Source organism: Leptospira stimsonii (assembly GCF_003545885.1).
Lineage (GTDB): Bacteria > Spirochaetota > Leptospiria > Leptospirales > Leptospiraceae > Leptospira > Leptospira stimsonii.
In genome coordinates this window covers 1,080,018-1,098,709 of sequence record NZ_QHCT01000001.1, presented here as the reverse complement: position 1 = coordinate 1,098,709, position 18,692 = coordinate 1,080,018, and the positions used below count along the sequence as shown (strand labels likewise).

Annotated in this window: 17 protein-coding genes; 6 read left to right on the top strand and 11 right to left on the bottom strand. The window is 43.4% G+C overall.

The genetic code is table 11. The annotated features are described in order from the left end of the window. Nucleotides 1–3 precede the first annotated feature (3 nt). The gene (locus DLM75_RS05365; RefSeq protein ID WP_118967439.1) at nt 4–1,347 is read left to right on the top strand and encodes a hypothetical protein; all 1,344 of its coding nucleotides are present in this window, start codon (nt 4–6) and stop codon (nt 1,345–1,347) included. Between the two features lie 442 nt (nt 1,348–1,789). Here the strand turns inward: DLM75_RS05365 and DLM75_RS05360 are convergent, their stop codons facing one another. From DLM75_RS05360 to DLM75_RS05350, 3 genes are read right to left on the bottom strand one after another with little or no spacing between them, the layout of a single operon-like run. Beyond that, nucleotides 1,790–2,371 carry a DNA-3-methyladenine glycosylase I gene (locus DLM75_RS05360; protein WP_118967438.1) on the bottom strand — a complete coding sequence of 194 codons (582 nt, stop codon included), beginning with the start codon at nt 2,369–2,371 and terminating at the stop codon, nt 1,790–1,792. A gap of 44 nt (nt 2,372–2,415) precedes the next feature. Continuing rightward, nucleotides 2,416–2,793 (bottom strand): DUF952 domain-containing protein, encoded by a 378-nt coding sequence (locus DLM75_RS05355; protein WP_118967437.1) that lies wholly within the window; start codon nt 2,791–2,793, stop codon nt 2,416–2,418. Next, nucleotides 2,787–3,800, bottom strand: a complete 1,014-nt coding sequence (locus DLM75_RS05350) for a DUF2804 domain-containing protein (RefSeq protein WP_118967436.1) — start codon at nt 3,798–3,800, stop codon at nt 2,787–2,789. The genes DLM75_RS05355 and DLM75_RS05350 overlap by 7 nt, the downstream gene beginning before the upstream one ends. A gap of 248 nt (nt 3,801–4,048) precedes the next feature. Here DLM75_RS05350 and DLM75_RS05345 point away from each other — a divergent pair, with 248 nt between their 5' ends. From DLM75_RS05345 to DLM75_RS05325, 5 genes are all read left to right on the top strand, one after another. Next, the gene (locus DLM75_RS05345; protein WP_118967435.1) at nt 4,049–5,437 is read left to right on the top strand and encodes an SBBP repeat beta-propeller lipoprotein, LipL53 family; all 1,389 of its coding nucleotides are present in this window, start codon (nt 4,049–4,051) and stop codon (nt 5,435–5,437) included. A gap of 74 nt (nt 5,438–5,511) precedes the next feature. Further along, nucleotides 5,512–6,207: a hypothetical protein gene (locus DLM75_RS05340; RefSeq protein ID WP_118967434.1), complete on the top strand. Its 696-nt coding sequence runs from the start codon at nt 5,512–5,514 to the stop codon at nt 6,205–6,207. Between the two features lie 451 nt (nt 6,208–6,658). After that, on the top strand, nt 6,659–7,750 hold the full coding sequence (locus DLM75_RS05335; RefSeq protein WP_118967433.1) for a metallophosphoesterase family protein: 1,092 nt from the start codon (nt 6,659–6,661) through the stop codon (nt 7,748–7,750). Further along, entirely contained in the window at nt 7,747–10,056 is a 2,310-nt protein-coding gene (locus DLM75_RS05330; RefSeq protein ID WP_118967432.1) for an ATP-binding protein, read from the top strand. The genes DLM75_RS05335 and DLM75_RS05330 overlap by 4 nt, the downstream gene beginning before the upstream one ends. A 241-nt stretch (nt 10,057–10,297) precedes the next feature. After that, complete coding sequence (locus tag DLM75_RS05325) at nt 10,298–10,690, top strand: TIGR04452 family lipoprotein (RefSeq protein ID WP_118967431.1); 393 nt, start codon at nt 10,298–10,300, stop codon at nt 10,688–10,690. Between the two features lie 166 nt (nt 10,691–10,856). On the opposite strand, the gene DLM75_RS05320 is transcribed toward DLM75_RS05325, so the two are convergent. The 8 genes from DLM75_RS05320 to DLM75_RS05285 form a co-directional block, all read right to left on the bottom strand. Next, nucleotides 10,857–12,689 carry a hypothetical protein gene (locus DLM75_RS05320; RefSeq protein WP_118967430.1) on the bottom strand — a complete coding sequence of 611 codons (1,833 nt, stop codon included), beginning with the start codon at nt 12,687–12,689 and terminating at the stop codon, nt 10,857–10,859. Between the two features lie 577 nt (nt 12,690–13,266). Beyond that, entirely contained in the window at nt 13,267–14,448 is a 1,182-nt protein-coding gene (gene rlmD / locus DLM75_RS05315; RefSeq protein WP_118967429.1) for a 23S rRNA (uracil(1939)-C(5))-methyltransferase RlmD, read from the bottom strand. A gap of 60 nt (nt 14,449–14,508) precedes the next feature. Beyond that, on the bottom strand, nt 14,509–15,090 hold the full coding sequence (locus DLM75_RS05310) for an ankyrin repeat domain-containing protein (RefSeq protein WP_118967428.1): 582 nt from the start codon (nt 15,088–15,090) through the stop codon (nt 14,509–14,511). A gap of 60 nt (nt 15,091–15,150) precedes the next feature. Continuing rightward, complete coding sequence (locus tag DLM75_RS05305; RefSeq protein ID WP_118967427.1) at nt 15,151–15,984, bottom strand: helix-turn-helix domain-containing protein; 834 nt, start codon at nt 15,982–15,984, stop codon at nt 15,151–15,153. Continuing rightward, the gene (locus DLM75_RS05300) at nt 15,981–16,466 is read right to left on the bottom strand and encodes an acyl-CoA thioesterase (protein WP_118967426.1); all 486 of its coding nucleotides are present in this window, start codon (nt 16,464–16,466) and stop codon (nt 15,981–15,983) included. The genes DLM75_RS05305 and DLM75_RS05300 overlap by 4 nt, the downstream gene beginning before the upstream one ends. A 4-nt stretch (nt 16,467–16,470) precedes the next feature. Further along, nucleotides 16,471–17,091, bottom strand: a complete 621-nt coding sequence (locus tag DLM75_RS05295) for a GNAT family N-acetyltransferase (protein ID WP_118967425.1) — start codon at nt 17,089–17,091, stop codon at nt 16,471–16,473. Between the two features lie 50 nt (nt 17,092–17,141). Further along, nucleotides 17,142–17,783: a CBS domain-containing protein gene (locus DLM75_RS05290; protein WP_118967424.1), complete on the bottom strand. Its 642-nt coding sequence runs from the start codon at nt 17,781–17,783 to the stop codon at nt 17,142–17,144. After that, nucleotides 17,784–18,659: a J domain-containing protein gene (locus DLM75_RS05285; RefSeq protein ID WP_118967423.1), complete on the bottom strand. Its 876-nt coding sequence runs from the start codon at nt 18,657–18,659 to the stop codon at nt 17,784–17,786. Between the last annotated feature and the right edge of the window lie 33 nt (nt 18,660–18,692).

Below are 18,692 nucleotides of genomic sequence, written 5' to 3'. Positions count from 1 at the left end.
ACTATGAATCGATCGTTTTTATTCTTACTCTTACTTCTACTTGGTACATCAAGTTTCGCTCAAAATACTTCCCTTTGGCAGACGATCTTCGGGGGAGAACAATTTAGCGGACTCAAACCGAATGAGTGTCCGGAAGAACTTCCTTCCGGACTTGCTTCTTTTGCAGACGGTAGCTTTCTCGTTGTAGGTTCGGCCAATGATTGCGCAAAACAAGATCTAAATTCTAAGATTGAACAACGGAAATACAGCGCGGCCTGGGTTGCGAAATTAGACCCGAATGGGAACCCGATCTGGTGGAAGTATCTTTTTCCGAGCAAACCCGTCGATATGGACGGCTATTCAATCGCGGTTCATAATCATGAAAGTTATAGAGGAGAACATTTGATCGTAACTCAAGACGGCAATTTTGTCGCGGCAGGAACGATCGGAAGTTCTACGTTCAATCGAAAACTCTCTTTTTCAAAACACGATGCGCAAGGAGAACTCATAGTGGACCGTTTTATCAATGCGAGTGCGTTTTGCGACGGCTTCTGCGGATCGGAAGATCCGCAAATCTTTCACTTGCAGGAACTTTCGAACGGAAAATTCAGAGGACTCGTATCGGTTTCACATAAGATAGAAACGATTGAAAAAGAAGGAAATACAACGGTTACCTCGACTAAAATCAGAACGAGCTTTTTATACACACTTTTCGATAAGGATGGATCTATTAAGAATTCGAAATATATTCCCGATCTAAGCTTCGCTCCCGATGCATTCGCCGCCTTACCGGACGGAGGATTCGTTTTTGTTGTAAGCACCGATAACGTATCCGGAAAAGAATCACAAAGGGATGTCATCGTACAGAGATACGATGACGACGGAAACCCTCTCTGGAAGAAAAAATTCGGAATTCAAGGAGTGGAAGACTTTGGCATTTCCCTAGTAAGACTTACCGACGGCAATCTCCTTTTATCCGGAGGAATTTCCGGAGGAGGGAACAAATCCGCTTGGCTTCTAAAACTTACTCCCAACGGAGAGACCATTTGGGACGTAAAACACAGATTAGGTGGGCAAAACTTTTTGGATCCGATCATCGAATCCCCCGACCACGGATTCTTAGGAATCCTTTCCGACGGAGAAGGACCGATGATTCTTGTGAAGTTTGATTCTTCCGGAAAAAAAATCTGGGAGAAGAAACATTCTCAAAGGGTTTACATGGCGAGCAAAATTCTAAAAAACGAGAAAGGTTACGTCATCCTTTCTTACACAAAGAAAAAACCGGCCCAATACGTTGATGCACTCTTGATTCAAACCGATTGGGACGGAAACGTTTCCAAGGAAGCTGTAAGAAAGAATTTTCCGTAAGAATATTTTTCGGACGCGAAATGCGAAATGTCGATTCGAACTTTTTTGTAAAGTAAAACTTGGTGTTATCTTGTCGGAGGTACGACAAAACTATTGAGGAAGAATTTTGATTGAGGAAAGCGAGTTTTTCTGTTATGGGAGAATTCGCCGTGGTTTTCCCGCCACCGAAACTCAATGATTCGCTCCCTATGAGTCGCTCATCAACCCCTCCACCCAAGATCAGGGTGGGGCGCGCGAATTTCACGAAAAGAGCTTGTCGTAACTACGACTAAGAGCAAAAAGTCTTTTTTTTTTTACCTTCGAATTCCTTTAAAAATTCTGAATATTCTGCCTCTCGCCTTTTTCGTAAGTTTTTTAGAAAGAATTTTGAAACAAAAAAGATCAGAATCGAAACAAAAAGAAAAATCAATAGAGGCGTCACGAAATTCGAATACTCGGTATTTTAAAGTTTCTTTTTTACAAAACAAAAACAATCCGTGGTATGATCCATTACCATTCCGGTCGCTTGCATAAACGCGTAGCAAATCGTAGAGCCCACGAATTTGAAACCTCTTTTTTTTAAGTCCTTGCTCATCGCTTTCGATTCAGAGGTTTCGCTTGGCACTTCTCGGTTCGTTTTCCAAGAGTTGTAAATCGGCCTTTGATCCACAAAGCCCCAGATGTATTTATCGAAAGAGTCGTATTCTTTTTGAATATTCAAAAATTCTTTTGCGTTTTTTACCGTTGCACGAATTTTCAATTCATTCCGGACGATTCCTTCGTTTTTGAGAAGGGATTGAATTTTCTTTTCTCCGTATCTTGCGATTTTTTCGGGATCGAATCCGTCGAAAGCTTTTCTGTAATCCTCTCTCTTTTTTAGAATCGTGATCCAAGACAAGCCGGCCTGAGCTCCTTCTAAGATAAGGAATTCGAAAAGTTTTCGATCATCGTGAATCGGTTTTCCCCATTCCTCGTCGTGATAACTTCTATAAAGCGGATCCTTACTCGCCCAAGCGCATCTCGTTTTCTCGGATTCTTTCTTCATCTTCTTCCGTTTTCGTTCTTCGTGACGACCTCAAAAATAGATTCTTATCCTAAGAATGGAAATTGAAATCTTCCTTCTTTGTCCGGTGTGATCTCATAAACATTTTCCACTGCGTCCGTGTTCAATGGGCCGTAGATATGAGGAAAAATATTCTTCCCCTCTTCTTTCGGAAACTTAGGAGAATCACTCTTTTCGTATTTTAATTCCGATCTTAATTTTTTCGTGTTCACAACGAGAAGAACCAAATCCTTTCTTCCGGCAAAAATTCGGTTCGCCGTGTCTTCCACCTGATTCTTCTTAGAGCTATGAATAAATCCTTCTTTCGAAAGGGAATCCGTGATATAAGCGCCGGTCCTGATCGCTTCTTCGTAATCCTTCTTAGAGGCGATATTGTAGATATAAGTCGGGGTCGATTCTACCATCTTGCGATATGATCTTCGGCCCAACCTTGACCGTTCGTGATCTTGTATTCGTTTTTTCCCAATCGTATGACTCCTTCGAACTTCCCGATCATCTGATGTACGGAAGATGCAAAAATCCCGGTGTTCGTCGTCGCCTTTCTGTGAAATTCAGGAATGAATTGTAAATCGATCGCCTGAGAATCTTTCGTATACAAATGCCACGGTTTCATCCAATTCTCTTTATCGATCGTAAAAACAGCGTTAGACGGAATCTTATAAATTCTTCCGTTGACTAAGATCGCGTTTTCCGTGGTTCCGGTTTCGTCCGTCCATCCGGCTCCGAGATTGATCCCGATTCTTTCTCCCGCGTTAACCGCAACCATGGACGCCCAGTTCCATTTGGTAGAATAAGGCCAAACTCCTCTTCCGTAATCCAAACAAGCAAAAGAAGTCTCCGGTTCGAACTTGTGTTCCATCGCGCCGTATCGGACGGTTCCGCTCGCTCCGACTCCGAATAATTTTTCCGTAAACTGAAATCTTCTCTTGGACCAAGGAACAACTACGTTGAGCGTCTCCCAATTCTCCGGAACGGGAACCAATAGTTCTGCCTGTACCGGAATCTTATTTCTTGGTGAAAAATTGATCGAAAGGCGATATCCTTCTTCTTCCCGAAAGAATTGCAATCTAGCGTTATTTCCGATGTAAGTCGCGTTGCTCCCTAAGAGTTGTCCCAAACTCACTCCCGATCCAAAAGGCGTAAGAATTGTCCCTTCCTCGAAATCTCCCGTTTTACGATTCAACCAATAGACGAAAATAACACCGGCATAATCCACGTCCGAGATCGTAAATGACGCTAAGAAATTCTCGTCATAGATACACCAATAATTCCATTTCTTTTTTCGAAGATAATGTCCGCTGAGATTACAGCGATGCAAAGGCTTCTTGGACCAACCGACCGCGTTTAAATTCAGATTCCCGGATTTATCGCAAAGATTCGTTTCTTGTCTGATTTCTGTCTCTAAGTTCATCTATGGAAAACTCTTTTTAGGATAATGAGTACGGATACCAAGCCCTCCTCCAAAAGTCGACCTCTTTCCGATCAGTTTATGAGTCTGTTTGGATATAGGTTGGAATCCCCTATCGAAGGTTAATTTCTTTTCAAATTATAATTCATTCTCTAAGTTTTACGAATCTTTTCCCTTGAAAGAACGCATCATCTTTGATAGATTAGTTCAAAAGAATCAGATTGCTATTTTAGATTTTTCTTAGGTATAAAATGAAACCCTTCCTTCTAATTTCGATTTTTTGGCTCTTCCTTCACTCTTGTAATCCCGCAAAGGAATTCAACTCAGGAAATCCGAGAACAACCGAGTATTGGGTGAGCCAATTCCTTGCGGGAATCCATCCCATTATCTTTCGCGAAAACACAGGGACCTTAGAATGGATGATAGTCGAAGGAAAAGTCGCGGCATCTAGTCGTGGGAAAGACATCGCCCTCGATCCATTTCTAAACACGGTCGTCGCGGGTGAAACGGACGGGGCCCTCTTTAACGGAACGGTGATTGGAACCCAGGATATTATCGTGGCAAAATACAATCCTGAAAGTGGTCGCGCTTGGGCTCGTCAACTGGGCGCACCGGGCGCCCTCCTTACGGTCGTGGGAATTGCGACGGATCTATTAGGAAACTCTTATATCGCTGGATACACGAATGCGTCCTTCGCCGGTCCGATGTTGAGCGGTCAGGATCTTTTTGTAATCAAGGTTTCTTTGGACGGAACTCCGATTTGGAGCAAACAAGTCGGTCCTACCGGTGGAAGTTTTTTTCTAAATCCTACGGACATCTGCGTGGATAGTCTCGGAAATTCCTACGTCGCAGGAGATACGAACGGACCTTTCGGTGGCCCGGTCGCGGTCGGAGGGACCATGTTTGTGGTTCGTTTTGATTCTTCCGGAAATCAATCCTGGGCGACACAACTTTCAGTTACGGGTGCGAATACCACTGCAAGCGGACTTGCCTGCGATTCTACTTCCGGCTCGGCTTTCGTCGCCGGTTTTGGAGGCGCTAATTATTCTACGCTCACCGTTCCCGGAATCGGCGGAAACGATCTTTTCGTTTTTAGATACGACTCGAGTGGAAACAGACAGTTCTTCACTCACCTTGGTCAAGCAACCCTGGAAGTCCTTACCGGGCCTATAACTCTGGATCGATCCGGAAATATTTTTGTGGGAGCCGGAAGTAATGCGGACTTCGGTTCCGGAAATCCGGGAACGACGTATGCGGGAACCCTCTTTAAATTCGACCAAAGTGGAACGCAACATTGGGTTCAGCAATTCGGCGTCAACAACGGAACTGCGACCACCACGGTAGCGTCTTTAGCCACCGATCTCGCCGGTAACCTTTTTTCAACTGGATATTCAAACGGAAACTTAGCGACCGGTTCCGGAGCGTCCATCGGGAACAACGATTTATTTTTTACGAAACACAACGGACAAGGTCAGCAACAGTGGCTCCGTCAAATCGGAACCGCCGGCGCGACTCTTATGGGGAACGGAATCGTTACCGATCCGGAAGGTGGGCTCTATGGAACGGGTTCCGCAAACGGAACAATCAACGGAATTTCTATCAAAGGAACGCAGGATTTGTTTTTAGTCAAATATCGCTAATCAACCATCGAAAGAATTTCTTTTCTATTCAAAAAAGATCCTCTTGTTAGAAAGGATCTCAAAGACCGCAAACCATGAATCGAAATAGAAGCATCATTCACGTCGGACTCAGCGACTTATTCTTACCGATCGTAGTCAGATCCAAATCGGAAATTCTTCAGTTCCAATCCAAATTAGAAGAATTGGGAATCGAAATCACGGGAACCAACTACGGACCGAATCAAAACGTCCTTACGAGACAACTTTCTCAGTCGGTTCTTACGATCCAAGTGATCAACGCGGGACCGAATATTACACAACTCTTAATCATCTCCGAAAACCCGGACGGCTCTTTGGAATCCATCGAAGAGGATTTTGAAAGAGTGATCGAAGCCTTTGACAAGGTTTGGCAAATTCAAGGGAAGAATGTAGTAAAGAGCGATCTTACCGTTCGTCTCCTCACCGACTCTTCCACAGAACACGCGTTTGGCGAGATCTGGGAAAAACGTCTCAAACAAAGCAGGGACAGTTTACAACAACTCGGAAGACCGATTTTGGGAGGAGGACTTCGTTTTGTTCTTCCTCCTCTCAATCCTCAGGATCCGGAAGACCACGGAATCGAAATCAAGATCGAATCCTTCTTTCCGGATCCCCGTAAAATTTTTATCGAAGCGATCTTTCTCTGGGGCGCTCCTCGGATGATCTCCGAAAAATGGAACGCATCCGATCGAATCCAAAAAGTCATTCAATACGTGGAACAACATCTCATCACTTTTTTGGATCAAGGTTAAGCCCCGGCTGAACGATCTGCGGCGCACGGCCCTTCCACAAACCCATAACTGAAATCGAACGGGATCTCTCGAACTCTTGTAGGAGGACCTACAGGCTCTTCTGTGAAACTTTGGCGGCCCCGCCCAGATCTTGGGTGGAGGGGTTGATGAGCGACTCATAGGGAGCGAATCATTGAGTTTCGGAGGCGGGAAAAACTCCGGGAATTCTTCCCTATCAGAAAATTCTACTTTTCGCAAGTAAATTTCCCGTCCCGAAACCTTGTAGGAACTACGACAAAAACTCCGTTTGGGATCGTCCCTCATTCCAAATCCATTCCCAAGATTCGATTGAGGTTACAACTCCCAGGGCGGGAAGCTCGCAAACGTTTCGAAAAAAAAATTCAAAAAGAATCGGATTCCCTTGAATTTTTGTCCGGGGAAAACCCTATTCTTAGAAATTAGGACGTAGCCCATGATTCGATTTTTACACAGCGCCGATCTACATCTCAGCCAAAAAGAAAAGGACTATTCCCTTTCCGTCCTCAAAGAGATCGTCTCGATCGCTTCCGAGGAACAATGCACTCATATCCTTTTTTGCGGGGATCTCTTCGATCGAAACAACGATATCGGAGCGCTCAAAGAAGAAGTCAAATCGATCCTCAACTCCTTTTCCGGAAGAATTTTCTATATTCCCGGCAATCACGAGGAACTCGGTCTCGCCGAAGGGACCTACCCGATTTCCGCCGATCTTTCGCCGATGCTCTATCCTCAGAAAGGCGAAAACGTGAAACTCTGGTTGGAAGAATCGGACGGTGTCTCCGCGGAATTTTTCGGATTTCCGTTTAACAGAAATTTAGATTATTCGAATATTCAATTTAAAGAAAAGAAGGTTCAGTATCGAATCGCGCTCCTTCACGGAACCGAAACCAAAATGGTGGAATATCTCGGACCTTCTCCGGAAGAGGCGGATTCCATTCTGGATTCCGGGCCGTTTCTCGAAGCCAAGTTCGACTATCTCGCGTTAGGTCATATTCATTCCAAACGTTCGGAAGTTTCCGGCTCTCTGATCAAAGCGTATCCGGGTTCACCTCGGATCGTTTCCTTGGGAGAATCCGGAGTTCGCACAGTAAACATCGTTTCCCTTGGTAAAAACGGAACTCCGGTTTTAAAAGAAAGGGCGATCGTTTCCGCCGGAGAATTTAAGGACTTTTCTCTTTCCGTCACTCTTTCCGGTGAAATTCCTGAACTCGAAAAAACGGCTTCCCGTTTTTCACAAGAAGACACGGTTCGTATCCGCGTCTCCGGAATCGTCGAAGACGAACATGTCGTCTCGGAAACCTTAAATCGTTTTATAGAAACGGCGCGTTGTAGAAAGATCGAAATCAAAACTTCCGATCTCAAAACCTCTTCGGCGCTCATCGACAACCCCGTCGCAAAACTATTTTATGAAAATCTAATGGAACGTCGGCAAAGTTGGACCGGAGCGGATGCTCCCGATTGGAACGAAATTTTGGTATTGGGTTTGGAACAAATCGAAGAAATGGCGGGCAAAAGCGAAAGATGATCTCCAAATTACAACTTCTCAAATTCGGTAAGTTCATTCAATCCGACTTCGACCTCAGTCCCTCCGTTACGATCTTTCAAGGTGAGAATGAATCGGGCAAAACGACAATTTTCGATGCGCTTCGTCTCGGAATCGGAAGCAAATTTCTTACCGCGAGCCAGGAACCGAAAAAAAGCATTCTTTCCCGCTACGGAGAAAAAAGTTTAGAAGGGTATCGTCTCATCGGCGAAATTCCCGAACTTTCCAAGGACGCGGCTCCTCAATATGTGCATTGTATTTCGCTTCGGGAAGGAGAATTGGAATTTGCGTTTCACAACGATAAAATCATCAAACCGGAATTTTTACGGAGTAAACTTCTCAACAACGGAGTGAACTTGGAGGGAATTTCAAAGTCGCTCGGCAAAATTCATTCTCCAAAATCGATTAGCGGAGAATATAAAACTTTTGAAACCCTCAAAAAAGAAATCGCGGATCTCAAAGACAAAAGAATTCAACTCACTTCGAAAATCGAATCTCTTCATTCCCGAAACAAAAACAATGTGGAAATGGAAGAAAAACATCTCAAAGATCAAGAAAGAGTCAATGAGATCCAAGAGAAACTTACGCAACTGGAAAAGGAATTCTTTTTGGATTCCAAGATCCAAAAGAAGATTCAACTTTTAGATTCTCTTTCTAAGATCCAAAGGTTAAAATCTCTGGAAGAAACTCTCAAAAAAAACGTTCTCTATTCCAAAGACGAATCTTCCGTTTATGAAAATCTTCAGAAAGAAATCGATAAAGTCCAGTCTTCTCTAACTTCTTCGGAAACCTTACTACAAGACAAACAAAAAGCGATCGATCTCAAAAAGAAAGAATCCGATTCCCTCAAAAATCAAATTTCCCTTTTGCAAAAGATGAAATCGAAAGCGGAAGAATTGATCGAAAAGTTAGACAAAACTCTCAGAGAAGAAGGTTTTACCGAAGAGGTTCGAACCGAACTTTCCAACTCCAATCAGAAACTCATCGGAGGCAGTATCGCAGGCTTAGGTTTGATGGGAATTTTGGTTTCTTTACTGGTCGCCAACGTTTCTCCGTTCGGACTTTTGATCGGCTCCTTGGTTTCGGCAGGTGCAATCGGAATCGGTCTTTATCTTTTTACTCAAAAAAAAGAATCCCTGGAGATTCGTTACAGCCCGGCAAAGGAAAAGGATGCGGTTTCCAAAAGATTAAGCGAATGGAATCTAACGTTTCCAGAAAATCCCATTTCTCCGCTTGATAGGATTGACTTTCTCAGACAATTCTTAGCAAAACAGATTCTAAATTTTGAATCTAAATCCGAACAGATGGAAACCTTGGAGAAAGAAATCCGGGGTTTGGTCGAAGCCTTGGATTCAATTCTTTCCAAAAGTAAATTGGAAAGGGAAAAACTCTCCGAACTTCAGACAAAGCGAAATTCTTGGCTCGGAGAAAGAAGAGTCGCGTCCATTCAAGACTATCACAAACAAATTGCCGAGTTTCAATCCCAGTCCAAAATTTTCAAAGAATCTTCTCAAAAACTTCAATCCGCAAATGGAGGAAAAAATCCGGAAGAATTGGAAATCCAATGGAAGGCGGAAATTTCCCTGCTCGACGAAATTCCGACACAAGGATTTTCGGAATCGGAAAGACTTTCCAAAAACGCACAGAAGAAAGAATTGGAAACGGAACTTCGATCTCTGGAAGAAAGATTGAACAAACTCAAGACGGAAATCAAAGTCGAGGACACGAGAATCCAAGATTCTCTTCCGGAAAAAGAAAAGGATTTGATTTCTACTCTTCAACTCCTTGCCGAAAAAGAAAAAGAATTTTCGAGTTTAGAATCCAAACGCAAATCCGCAAAAATCGCGCAGGAAATCGTAGAGGACATTTCCAAAGATCAGTCCTTTCAATTTGTTTCGATCGCATCCGAAATCGGGAAGGATCTTCATTTTCTCCTTCCAAAAAGAGGAGTTTCCTTCGAAGCGCTTGATAAAAAAGAATTGATCAAAATGGAAGATGCGGCGGGAACACTTCGTTCTATCGAACACCTTTCCGGTGGAACCTTGGCGACGTTCTACTTAATTTTTAAATTGTTTTTGGCACGGAAGACGGTTCCCCAAAAGGGACTTCTCTTGTTAGACGAACCTTTCGTACATCTCGATCCGAAAAGACTTCAATCCGCGCTTTCTTATCTGAAACGATTTCAAGAGGAAACGGAATATCAAATTTGCTTTTTTACAAAACAAGAAGAACTTTCGGAAACCATTCTAAATACTTTCGAGAATGCGAACAGAATCCGTCTTACTTGAGATTCGATGCAAGCAATAAACAAATTCTTTCCTAAGTCGAAGTCAGTATATGCAAAGATTCTTAAATCTTTTTTTGAATAGAATCCGAGCTTCTTTCGTTTTAGAAGATTACAAACGTCTCCATAGTGCGTTTGTTTTGTAATTATAGAATCGACCTCATTTTTGAATGAGAAATTTATTTCTGATTGACCTGAGACGGATCGGAGGCAGGATTCCTTAAACATAGTTTCAGAGGTCAACGTTGAAAACCCTATTCAATAGAATTCTCATTTTGCTTTTTCTCTCCCAAGTTTATAACTGTATTTTATTTGATACGCTCGGTATTGCTCCCGGAAGAATCAAAGGATCGGAAGCCTCAGGCGAAATCAGGGACGCGGCGATCGTCACGGATCTCATCAACTCTACAATTCTTAGCGGTCGCCCGACGGTTTCGATCCTTTCGATTTTATCGGACCAATTAGCAGGTATCAAATCGGACGGAGTTTACATTAAATCGGAAGTAGACGATTGTATCGCGGAAATCAAGGGATTGAGCGGATATTTGATCGGAGCTCCTCTCACGATCGTTCTTCAGTCTAAATGTTCCTTGAAAGAGGATAAGGTTATCTTAGATTCTCCTTTTCCCGAACTTTAATTCTCGGTCTCTCGAGCCGGAATTCGGCTCGAGTTTTCTTCACTTCTCCAATCACTTTTTGTTTCCTTCAATCCTCTATTTCATTCGAGAATCGATATCGTTTCTTTTCCCGGATTCGAACACGGACCGTCGCGAATCCGATTTCGTAAAGCCTAAGATTTTTACCTTAGTAGATGGATACACATTCCGGATTGATCGGTTCCTTGGTGCAGGGTTTTAATACCTTACTATCGAAGTTGACGAGTAAATTCCGACGATAGGATGCGTATTGTTGAACGGGGGCGGTTCCGTTAGGACCGTAAGAAAACAATTCGCCGGCGCCGACTCCTCCGTAAGCAACTCCTCCGAAATGATCCGCAATTGCGTCGTTTCCAATCGGCCAGTCACAACCGTAAGGACTTCCAAAAAACGTGTACATTTCCACTCTTCCATTAAGATTGAAGTTTCCAAGGAATGTATCGCAATAAAACTTTCCGTTCGTATTCGTATTTACGTTCGAATGCTGAACCGCCGGGAGTAAAGTGGTCCACTGGTTCTTTACCAATTCGGGTATGTTCTCTTGCATCAGAGCCGCAACCATAAAAGAGGTTCCATATCGATTGCTGACTACGGAAGTGGCGCGATCCAATTTCCTGGGAGTGCCGACGCAGGTGTACCACATGGGTTCTCCATTTATATTGCTGACGCTCATCAACAAAGCTTCCGAACCAGTTGTATCGCTACACGCCAAACCGCTACCCGGAAGCGAAGAATTGCCAAAAGGAAGGGAACCTTGCGCCAACTCTCCCACCAAATAGGTTTGATCCGGTCCGATCACCTGGCTACTGCTTCCTGTAGCGCTTGCGAAAATTCTTTCCTGGCCTGAGCCGCCGAACTGGGAAAACCAGATCAGGTTTCCACTCCAATCCAACTGAGCAAAAAAAGCGTCGTCGTTGACTCCCGGAGAATGTTTCACCTGCGTAAAAATATCGCCTATACTCGTAATTTCTCCACCCGCAATACCTGCGACGATAAACCGTTGGTTCGTATTCAGCAATTCTTTCGAGACCGTATAAAAAGTGTCCCGATAAGGACCGCCCAGATAAGTATGCCACTTCACCTTACCGTTCGAATCCAGCTGAATCACCCATCCGTCCGTATTCGTACCATTGACTGGCGAAGAATGAACTTGGATAGGCCTGACTTCTCCAAGCGTCGCATCTGAATCCCCGTCTCCGACAAGGATATAGCTGTTCCAATATGTCTGCGAAAGTCCGCGCAGATTTTCGTTTCCGGCTCCTCCTAAAAAGGTGTACCATTCCACCTGAAAATCTCGTTTGAGTTTGAGAACGAATCCGTCCACTCCACCGGAGTAACGCAGAATGGGAGTCAGACCATCGATCGTAGGAATATCTGCGTTCGAAGTACCTGCAATGATAAAACCCCCGTCTCCCGTTATATCACGTTCAATCGCGACGGCGGTTTGTGTGCCGGCGCCAGAAATCAGTTTCGTTTGCACCAAATGCCCGAACTGATTTACTCTTTGAACCAGCAGATTGGGTTCCGCACCCGATGCGGGGAATTCCTGACTTGTTATGATATATTCGGTGCTTCCAGAATCAGGAACGTCAGCGACGCATAACGCGGTTACACCCTGATTGAAAAAGTCGCCGTCTCCGAATCCGCTTCCTAAAAAAGTATATAGAAGAGGTCGTTCCCAGTTCAAAGAAGTCTCACGCTGATTGCAGGCTAAAGGATCGGCGTCTAAAATCCCAAACTGGGAATTTTCTTTACCGGTCAGAATTCCAAACGTAGATAAAATCGAATCAACAATCGATCCTGAATCTTTATGTTTACAATCAGGACCGGAACAAACAGAAAGTGCGGCGAAAGTTGTTCCGTCGTTAACGTTCGGTCCTTTGTCACAAACCGTAAAAAGAACGTTCAGACTTAGAAAAAGAAAACAGCGTAAGACCGCTCGATAAATTCTTAGCAAAAGAAATAGATGTGAAAGTTTCATTCTTTATAAACTCCTTGGGTTTAAACTTTCACACAATCCTTCAAAACTATCCATAGCTCATTTGTGAGTTATCGTAAAGATTCCCCATCACAATTGTCATATTTAGAATGGAAATTTATGGTCAAACGGCTTTATCGAATATTTCTTAACGAATTATAATTACGAAGTTGAAGATAGGATTGACTTTTTTTATTCTACGTCGACCGATTGAAGACGCATACCTTCTCGCACCGAAAATTTTGAATCTTGATTTTACTTCGGATGAACCCGAAAGCCGTTTTAAGTCCTTTAGAAAAAAGATGTTTTCGGAAATCCGTCGAAAATTCCGTTAAGTTTACTGATTCAAATTTTAAAATGTGGAAAGAATAAAACGAAAACGTTCTCAAAAACTTCACCGGCGAAAACACGATTGGGAACAGCAGAGGTTCCTTTCGAATAAAACGATAAAATGCAGGACATTGAAATAGGATTCTTATTTTTTTTGGGCTGAATACTCTTCGAGAGAAAACGTATCATAGTCTCTTTCTCATCGTGTTTCTTTCGAAATCAAAAACACTTCAAATTACGTGAATTCAAATTATCTCGTAAAAACCGCGACACTTTCCAGATGACTCGTGTGAGGAAATAAATCCACCGGAGTCAATTTATCATAACGGAAAGATTTGGTCAGTTCCAACGCGTCTCTCCGTAAGGTTTCCGGATTACAGGAAACATATAGAATTTTTCCTACTTTAGAATTCAATAATATCTTTTTTGTCTCCGGATCCAATCCTTCCCTCGGCGGATCCACGATTACGACGTCCGGTTTTTCGTTTAATGAAGATTGTAACGTCTGAAGAACTTTACCTTTCATAAAGATCGCGTTCTCCACTTGATTCGCTTTTGCGGCCCCGATCGCGGAACGGATGGAATTCGGATTTTCCTCCAAGCCGATCACCTTTTTCGATTTGGAAGCGGCATAGAGAGTGATCGTGCCGATTCCACAATAGGCGTCGACGACGACCGAATCGGAAGGAAGGTCGTCCAAGACAAGATTGTATAGATTTTCGATCTGAAACGGATTCACTTGGAAAAACGTGGAAAGGCCGATTTGGAAATTCAAATCTCCGATTTTTTCTTTGATAAAATGCCTTCCAAACCAGGTAGTCTCCTTTTCTCCGAGTACCACTTTGGTATTTCTCTGATTTACGTTCTGCAGGATTCCGACCACTTCCGCTTTTGATTTTTCTTGGCTTAAGAATTGTTTAATATACGAATGTAAGCTGTTTGTTATATTCTTTCTTCCCGGAATTTCACTCGCATTCGTAACGACTCCAACGAGAATCTCCTGCGACGCGTGTGCCTTTCTCAAAACGATATGTCTTAAAAGACCGTTCCCATTCTTTTCAAAATACGGACTAAGATTTTCCGTCCTCGCCCAATGTCTTATCGCAGACGCAACCGTGGTGAGATCCGCGTCCTGAATTCTACATTCTTTTTGATCGATGATGAACGTATTCTCTTTGTTGTGTAGGCCAAGAGTGAGAACCGTCTTTTTTCCGATCTTCCGATGTCCAAAAGGAAGTTGTACCTTGTGGCGATACATCTGATCCTTCGGACTCCTTACGATCGTTCTGATATCCAATCCCTTAAAACCTCCGAACTGTTTTTCGATCTCTTCCTGTTTGAGTTGGAGTTGTTTTTCATAACCGATATGCAATCGATCACAACCGGCACACTCCGGGTAGTGTTGACAGGATTGAGTAGAAGGAGGTTTCATTCTCCTTTCAGGCTTTTGATCCTATCTTCGTTGTCAATTGAATTCGGCGATTGATGTATTTTACATCAGATAGATTTTTCCGTGTTTATCCTTGATCATCGGATCTGCCCCGTGTTTGAGAAGAAGTTCCGCAAACTCGGACATTCCATGCGAAGACTTCGCCAAATTCATACAAGTCACTCCGTCGAAATCCTGAACGTTCGGATCGGCTCCCTTTTCCAAAAGAAGTTGAAACGGTAGAAGTTTTCCCTCGTTCACACAATGATGCAAAGGACTCATCCCGTTCCCATCCTTCTGATCGAGATCGGCTCCGAAAAAGATCAACGACGAGATCGTTTCCAAAGAAGAATCTTCCAGAATGGAATGAATCAACGGAGTCAAACCCGTGGTTTCGTCCGGCAGATTCGGATCCGTTAAGAATTCCAAAAGTATTTCAATGATTCTCAGATTCCGATATTTTACCGCAAGCGAAAGCGGACGCATTCCGTAATACAAAACCGCATTGGAATTCAAACCGCCCAACAAAAGACCTCGTAACCTCGAAGCGTCCGCTTTTTGGATCGCTCTGAAAAAGAGAAATCGCTTCCAAAAGGAAACCGTAAATGTTTGATTTGGATTTTCTTCCATTCTATTTTGATTCATTTCGTCCCCGTATAAAAACGGAATCGTGTTTTAATCCATTCTTAAACTGATTGAATTATACTAAAAAGAATAGGGTCTTGTATTGTAAAAAAGGGACAAGATTCGATCTCTCAGTCCGTACCAAACCAGAGGAGAATAACCGGACAAAGAGGCAAATTCCTTGGTAAAATGAGATTGATCGTAATAACCTGCGTCCAGCGCCAAGTCGCTGAGACTTTGTTTTCCAGGCCTCATCCAAGCGGCGTTTTGAAATCGTACGACTCGTGCAAACTCTTTCGGATTGTATCCGATTCTTTCCTGAAACTTTCGCTCCAATGTTTTTTTGTTCGCGCCGAGGTCCAGAATCAACTTTGAGATCGGTATTTTTCCCTTACTCATCCTGATTTTTTTTACCGCTTCAACGACGACGGGTTCCGTTTGTTTTTTAGTACTTAATAATTTTCTAAAGTATTTATCGGAAATCGAAACTCGCTCTTCGAAAGAGCCCGCGTCTCGGATTCGTTTTATAAAATCGGAATATTCATTGGTATTCGAAATCCGCAAATCACCGACATGACTTCTCACTTCTTTTCCTGGAATTCTAAATAATTCCGAAAAAGCGCCGGGAAACAGTCTTATATTAAAAAAACCGACGTTTCCCTCCGGAGAGATACGAAAAGGAGAGAGATGATTTCCGATGATATGACCCTGGGAAGAATTCCATTCTTCCTTTCCGTCGTTCATGGTTCCGATCCGAATCGGATCTCCATACGATATGTGAAGTTCATTTTCTACGGACGGAAATATTTTCGGAAACTCGGTCGGAGGTCCCGAAATCGAATCGGACTCCCAGCCCCAGTAACACACGATCCACGGATTTAAGATCGTTTCGCTCTGAGAAAAAAGAATTTTCATTTCGAATCTCGAATCTTTTTTACGAGCTCCCGATTGGATTCCTGTCTTAACACCGCATTCTTAAATCTTCTTGTCTCGTCTTCCGTTTCCGGTTTGATCTGAGGGACGGGGCAAGGTTTTTTCGATTCGTCTAACGCCACAAAGGTGAGATACGCCGTGGTCGCACGTACGACCGTTCCTGTATAAGGATTTTCCTTAGAGACCTGAACTCCTACTTCCATCGAAGTTCTTCCCGTATAATTCACGCTCGCTTTTAATATCACGTGATCTCCGACTTCGATCGGAGCGATAAAATTAAGGCGATCCACGCTTGCGGTTACCGCTTCTTTTCCGCAGTGTCTCTGAGCTACCATCACTGCGATCATATCGATCCAATACATTAGTGTTCCACCGAATAATGTGCCATAGTGATTGGCTTGATCGGGCATTACGATATGTCGAGTTTCCACTGAACTCTGGTGGGGTGTTTTTAAATTTTCCATTCGATTACTTTAATATACTTTTTTCTACTTCCATATAAAAATGATCCGGAACTTTTCCGGTAGGCCCTCTAAAACTTCTCGCTTCCATCGTTTGAAATCCGAGTCCCTTGTAGAGCCGGATCGCGACTTCATTTTTTTGCGAAACGTCCAAGGACAAGATTTGAAATTGAGGAAACTCCTTCGACATAAAACGGATCAGTTCCTTCCCAATGCCCTTACCTCTGTGTTTTTCGGAAACCGCTATATGTCCAAGATGCAATCTTCCCGATTTCGGAGGACGGATCATTCCTTCCGTAATAAGACCTCGAGCCATCACCTTTGGAGCGGAGAAACCGTAGACAGAAACGATTCTCAGAGCGGTTCCACCGTTTAGCAAAAGGAACGACGGTTGTCGATAGCTCATGATCGCACCCACAACTTCACCGTTTAACTCGGCTACATAGTGATTTTTATAGGAAATCGTATTTCCGCTTTTGATAAACGAAGTGCTGAGAAAATCAAACGGTGTCTTGGATCCTTGCGTAAATACGTAATCCCAGGCGGCGGGACCGGAAGAATAGATCAAAGGAACGATTGCGTCTACGTCCCCGGGTTGCGCGGATCGAATGAAGATCGATGAATTCAATGGTTTCCTCTTTTGATTTTCACACTAAGTTAATAGAATTCCTTTCCGACTCAAGCGAGAAATTCCCTCTCATTGACTTTGAGAATGGCGCGAAGAACGTCGCTTCGTGTGATCATTCCGATCACCTGCGCGTCCTCGTTCACGACGGGAAGACATCCGATTCTTTCTTCAAATAAGACTTTCGAAATTTCGCCTATTCCCGCATACATCTGAACGGAAAGCACTTTCGCTTTCATAATGTCGACTATTGTTTTTGCTAATCCGACTTCGTTTCCTTTTGTCAACTTCCATCTCATCCAATCCCGATCGGATAAAATTCCGCACAACGTGGCCTCGTCTTTGATCACCGGAACGTGACGGAAGCGTTTTTGAAAAAAAATCTCCTCCGCTCTTTCGATCGGATCCGTTTCTTCAAAGCTCACCACGGGGGAGCTCATCAAATCCCGCGCAGTTAAGGACGACAAAAATTCTCCCTGTTTGGATCGAATCTGAGACAAAGAAGAATTGGCTTTATACTCCGAACTTGCTCCCTCAAAAGAACTTTTGGAAGGATTCTCTCTTGTGGTATTAACTTCGGTGTCGATTTTTTGGGACGAAGGTGAAGGAGGGACCGAGTGCAAAGGATGAACGATCTCCGGTCTCGCGGGAGGGATATAAGGTTCTGGAACCCCGCGCGAAATCCAAAAGAACAACTAACTCATCCTCATGATCAAGAAGTTATAGGAAGCAATGATTCGTTGTGTCATTTCCAATCCGTCTTTGTTGATGTCGGGATGGTATTTTTTGATCAACTCTTTGAATCTTTTTTTCAACTCTTCCAAAGTACATGGCGCGTCGAAACCGAGAACATCGAGATGCCTTTGTGTTTCGGGATCCATTTCCTGAAACACGGAGACAGGCTTTTTCTTTTTCGGCTTTTTGCGGAAGGATCCGAACAACTCGTAATAAGCTCGATCCCTGTATTCTCTCGTGATTTCCCGAAGATGAAACAACTTCGTATTGAGAATGGAAAAGATATGATTTTTTAAAAAGACATCGGCGCCGTAATCGTTTTGAATCGATTTCGATTCCATAAAATCGGAGATTCCGTTTACGACGATTCTTTCGAAATTGAACTTATCATCGAAGTAAGAATCGAACGCGTCGTCGAAATCGATCGTCGCGGAAGACAAAAGCAAAAGCAATTCTTTATCCAGTTCGTGTCTTTCCAGTCGATTCTGAATATTCTCCTTTAGATTGATCTGGAGTTCTGCGAGATGATTGTCGTCGAAGTATATTCCACTTTTTGCAAATTCATCCCCGATTCCTTCGATCTTTAGAATTTTAGATAGGAGTTGAATCAGAGAATCCGCTTGTGTCTCGTTAAATCCTGCCGCCGCTCGGGAGGAAAAATGAACTTCGTTTCGAAGGTCGTAAAAAATTCTATAATAATCCTCTTTGCGAATGTTCAGCGCCGAGATAATTTTCTCAACCGGGATATACCACTCGCAGTTCGTACATCCGGATTGGATGTCGAAAATGATGTCCTCCAAAGAGGAACGTATCTGTTCAAAACTTCGAGTTTGCATTCCCTTCTACTTCCAGATTTTCAACCCTAGTAA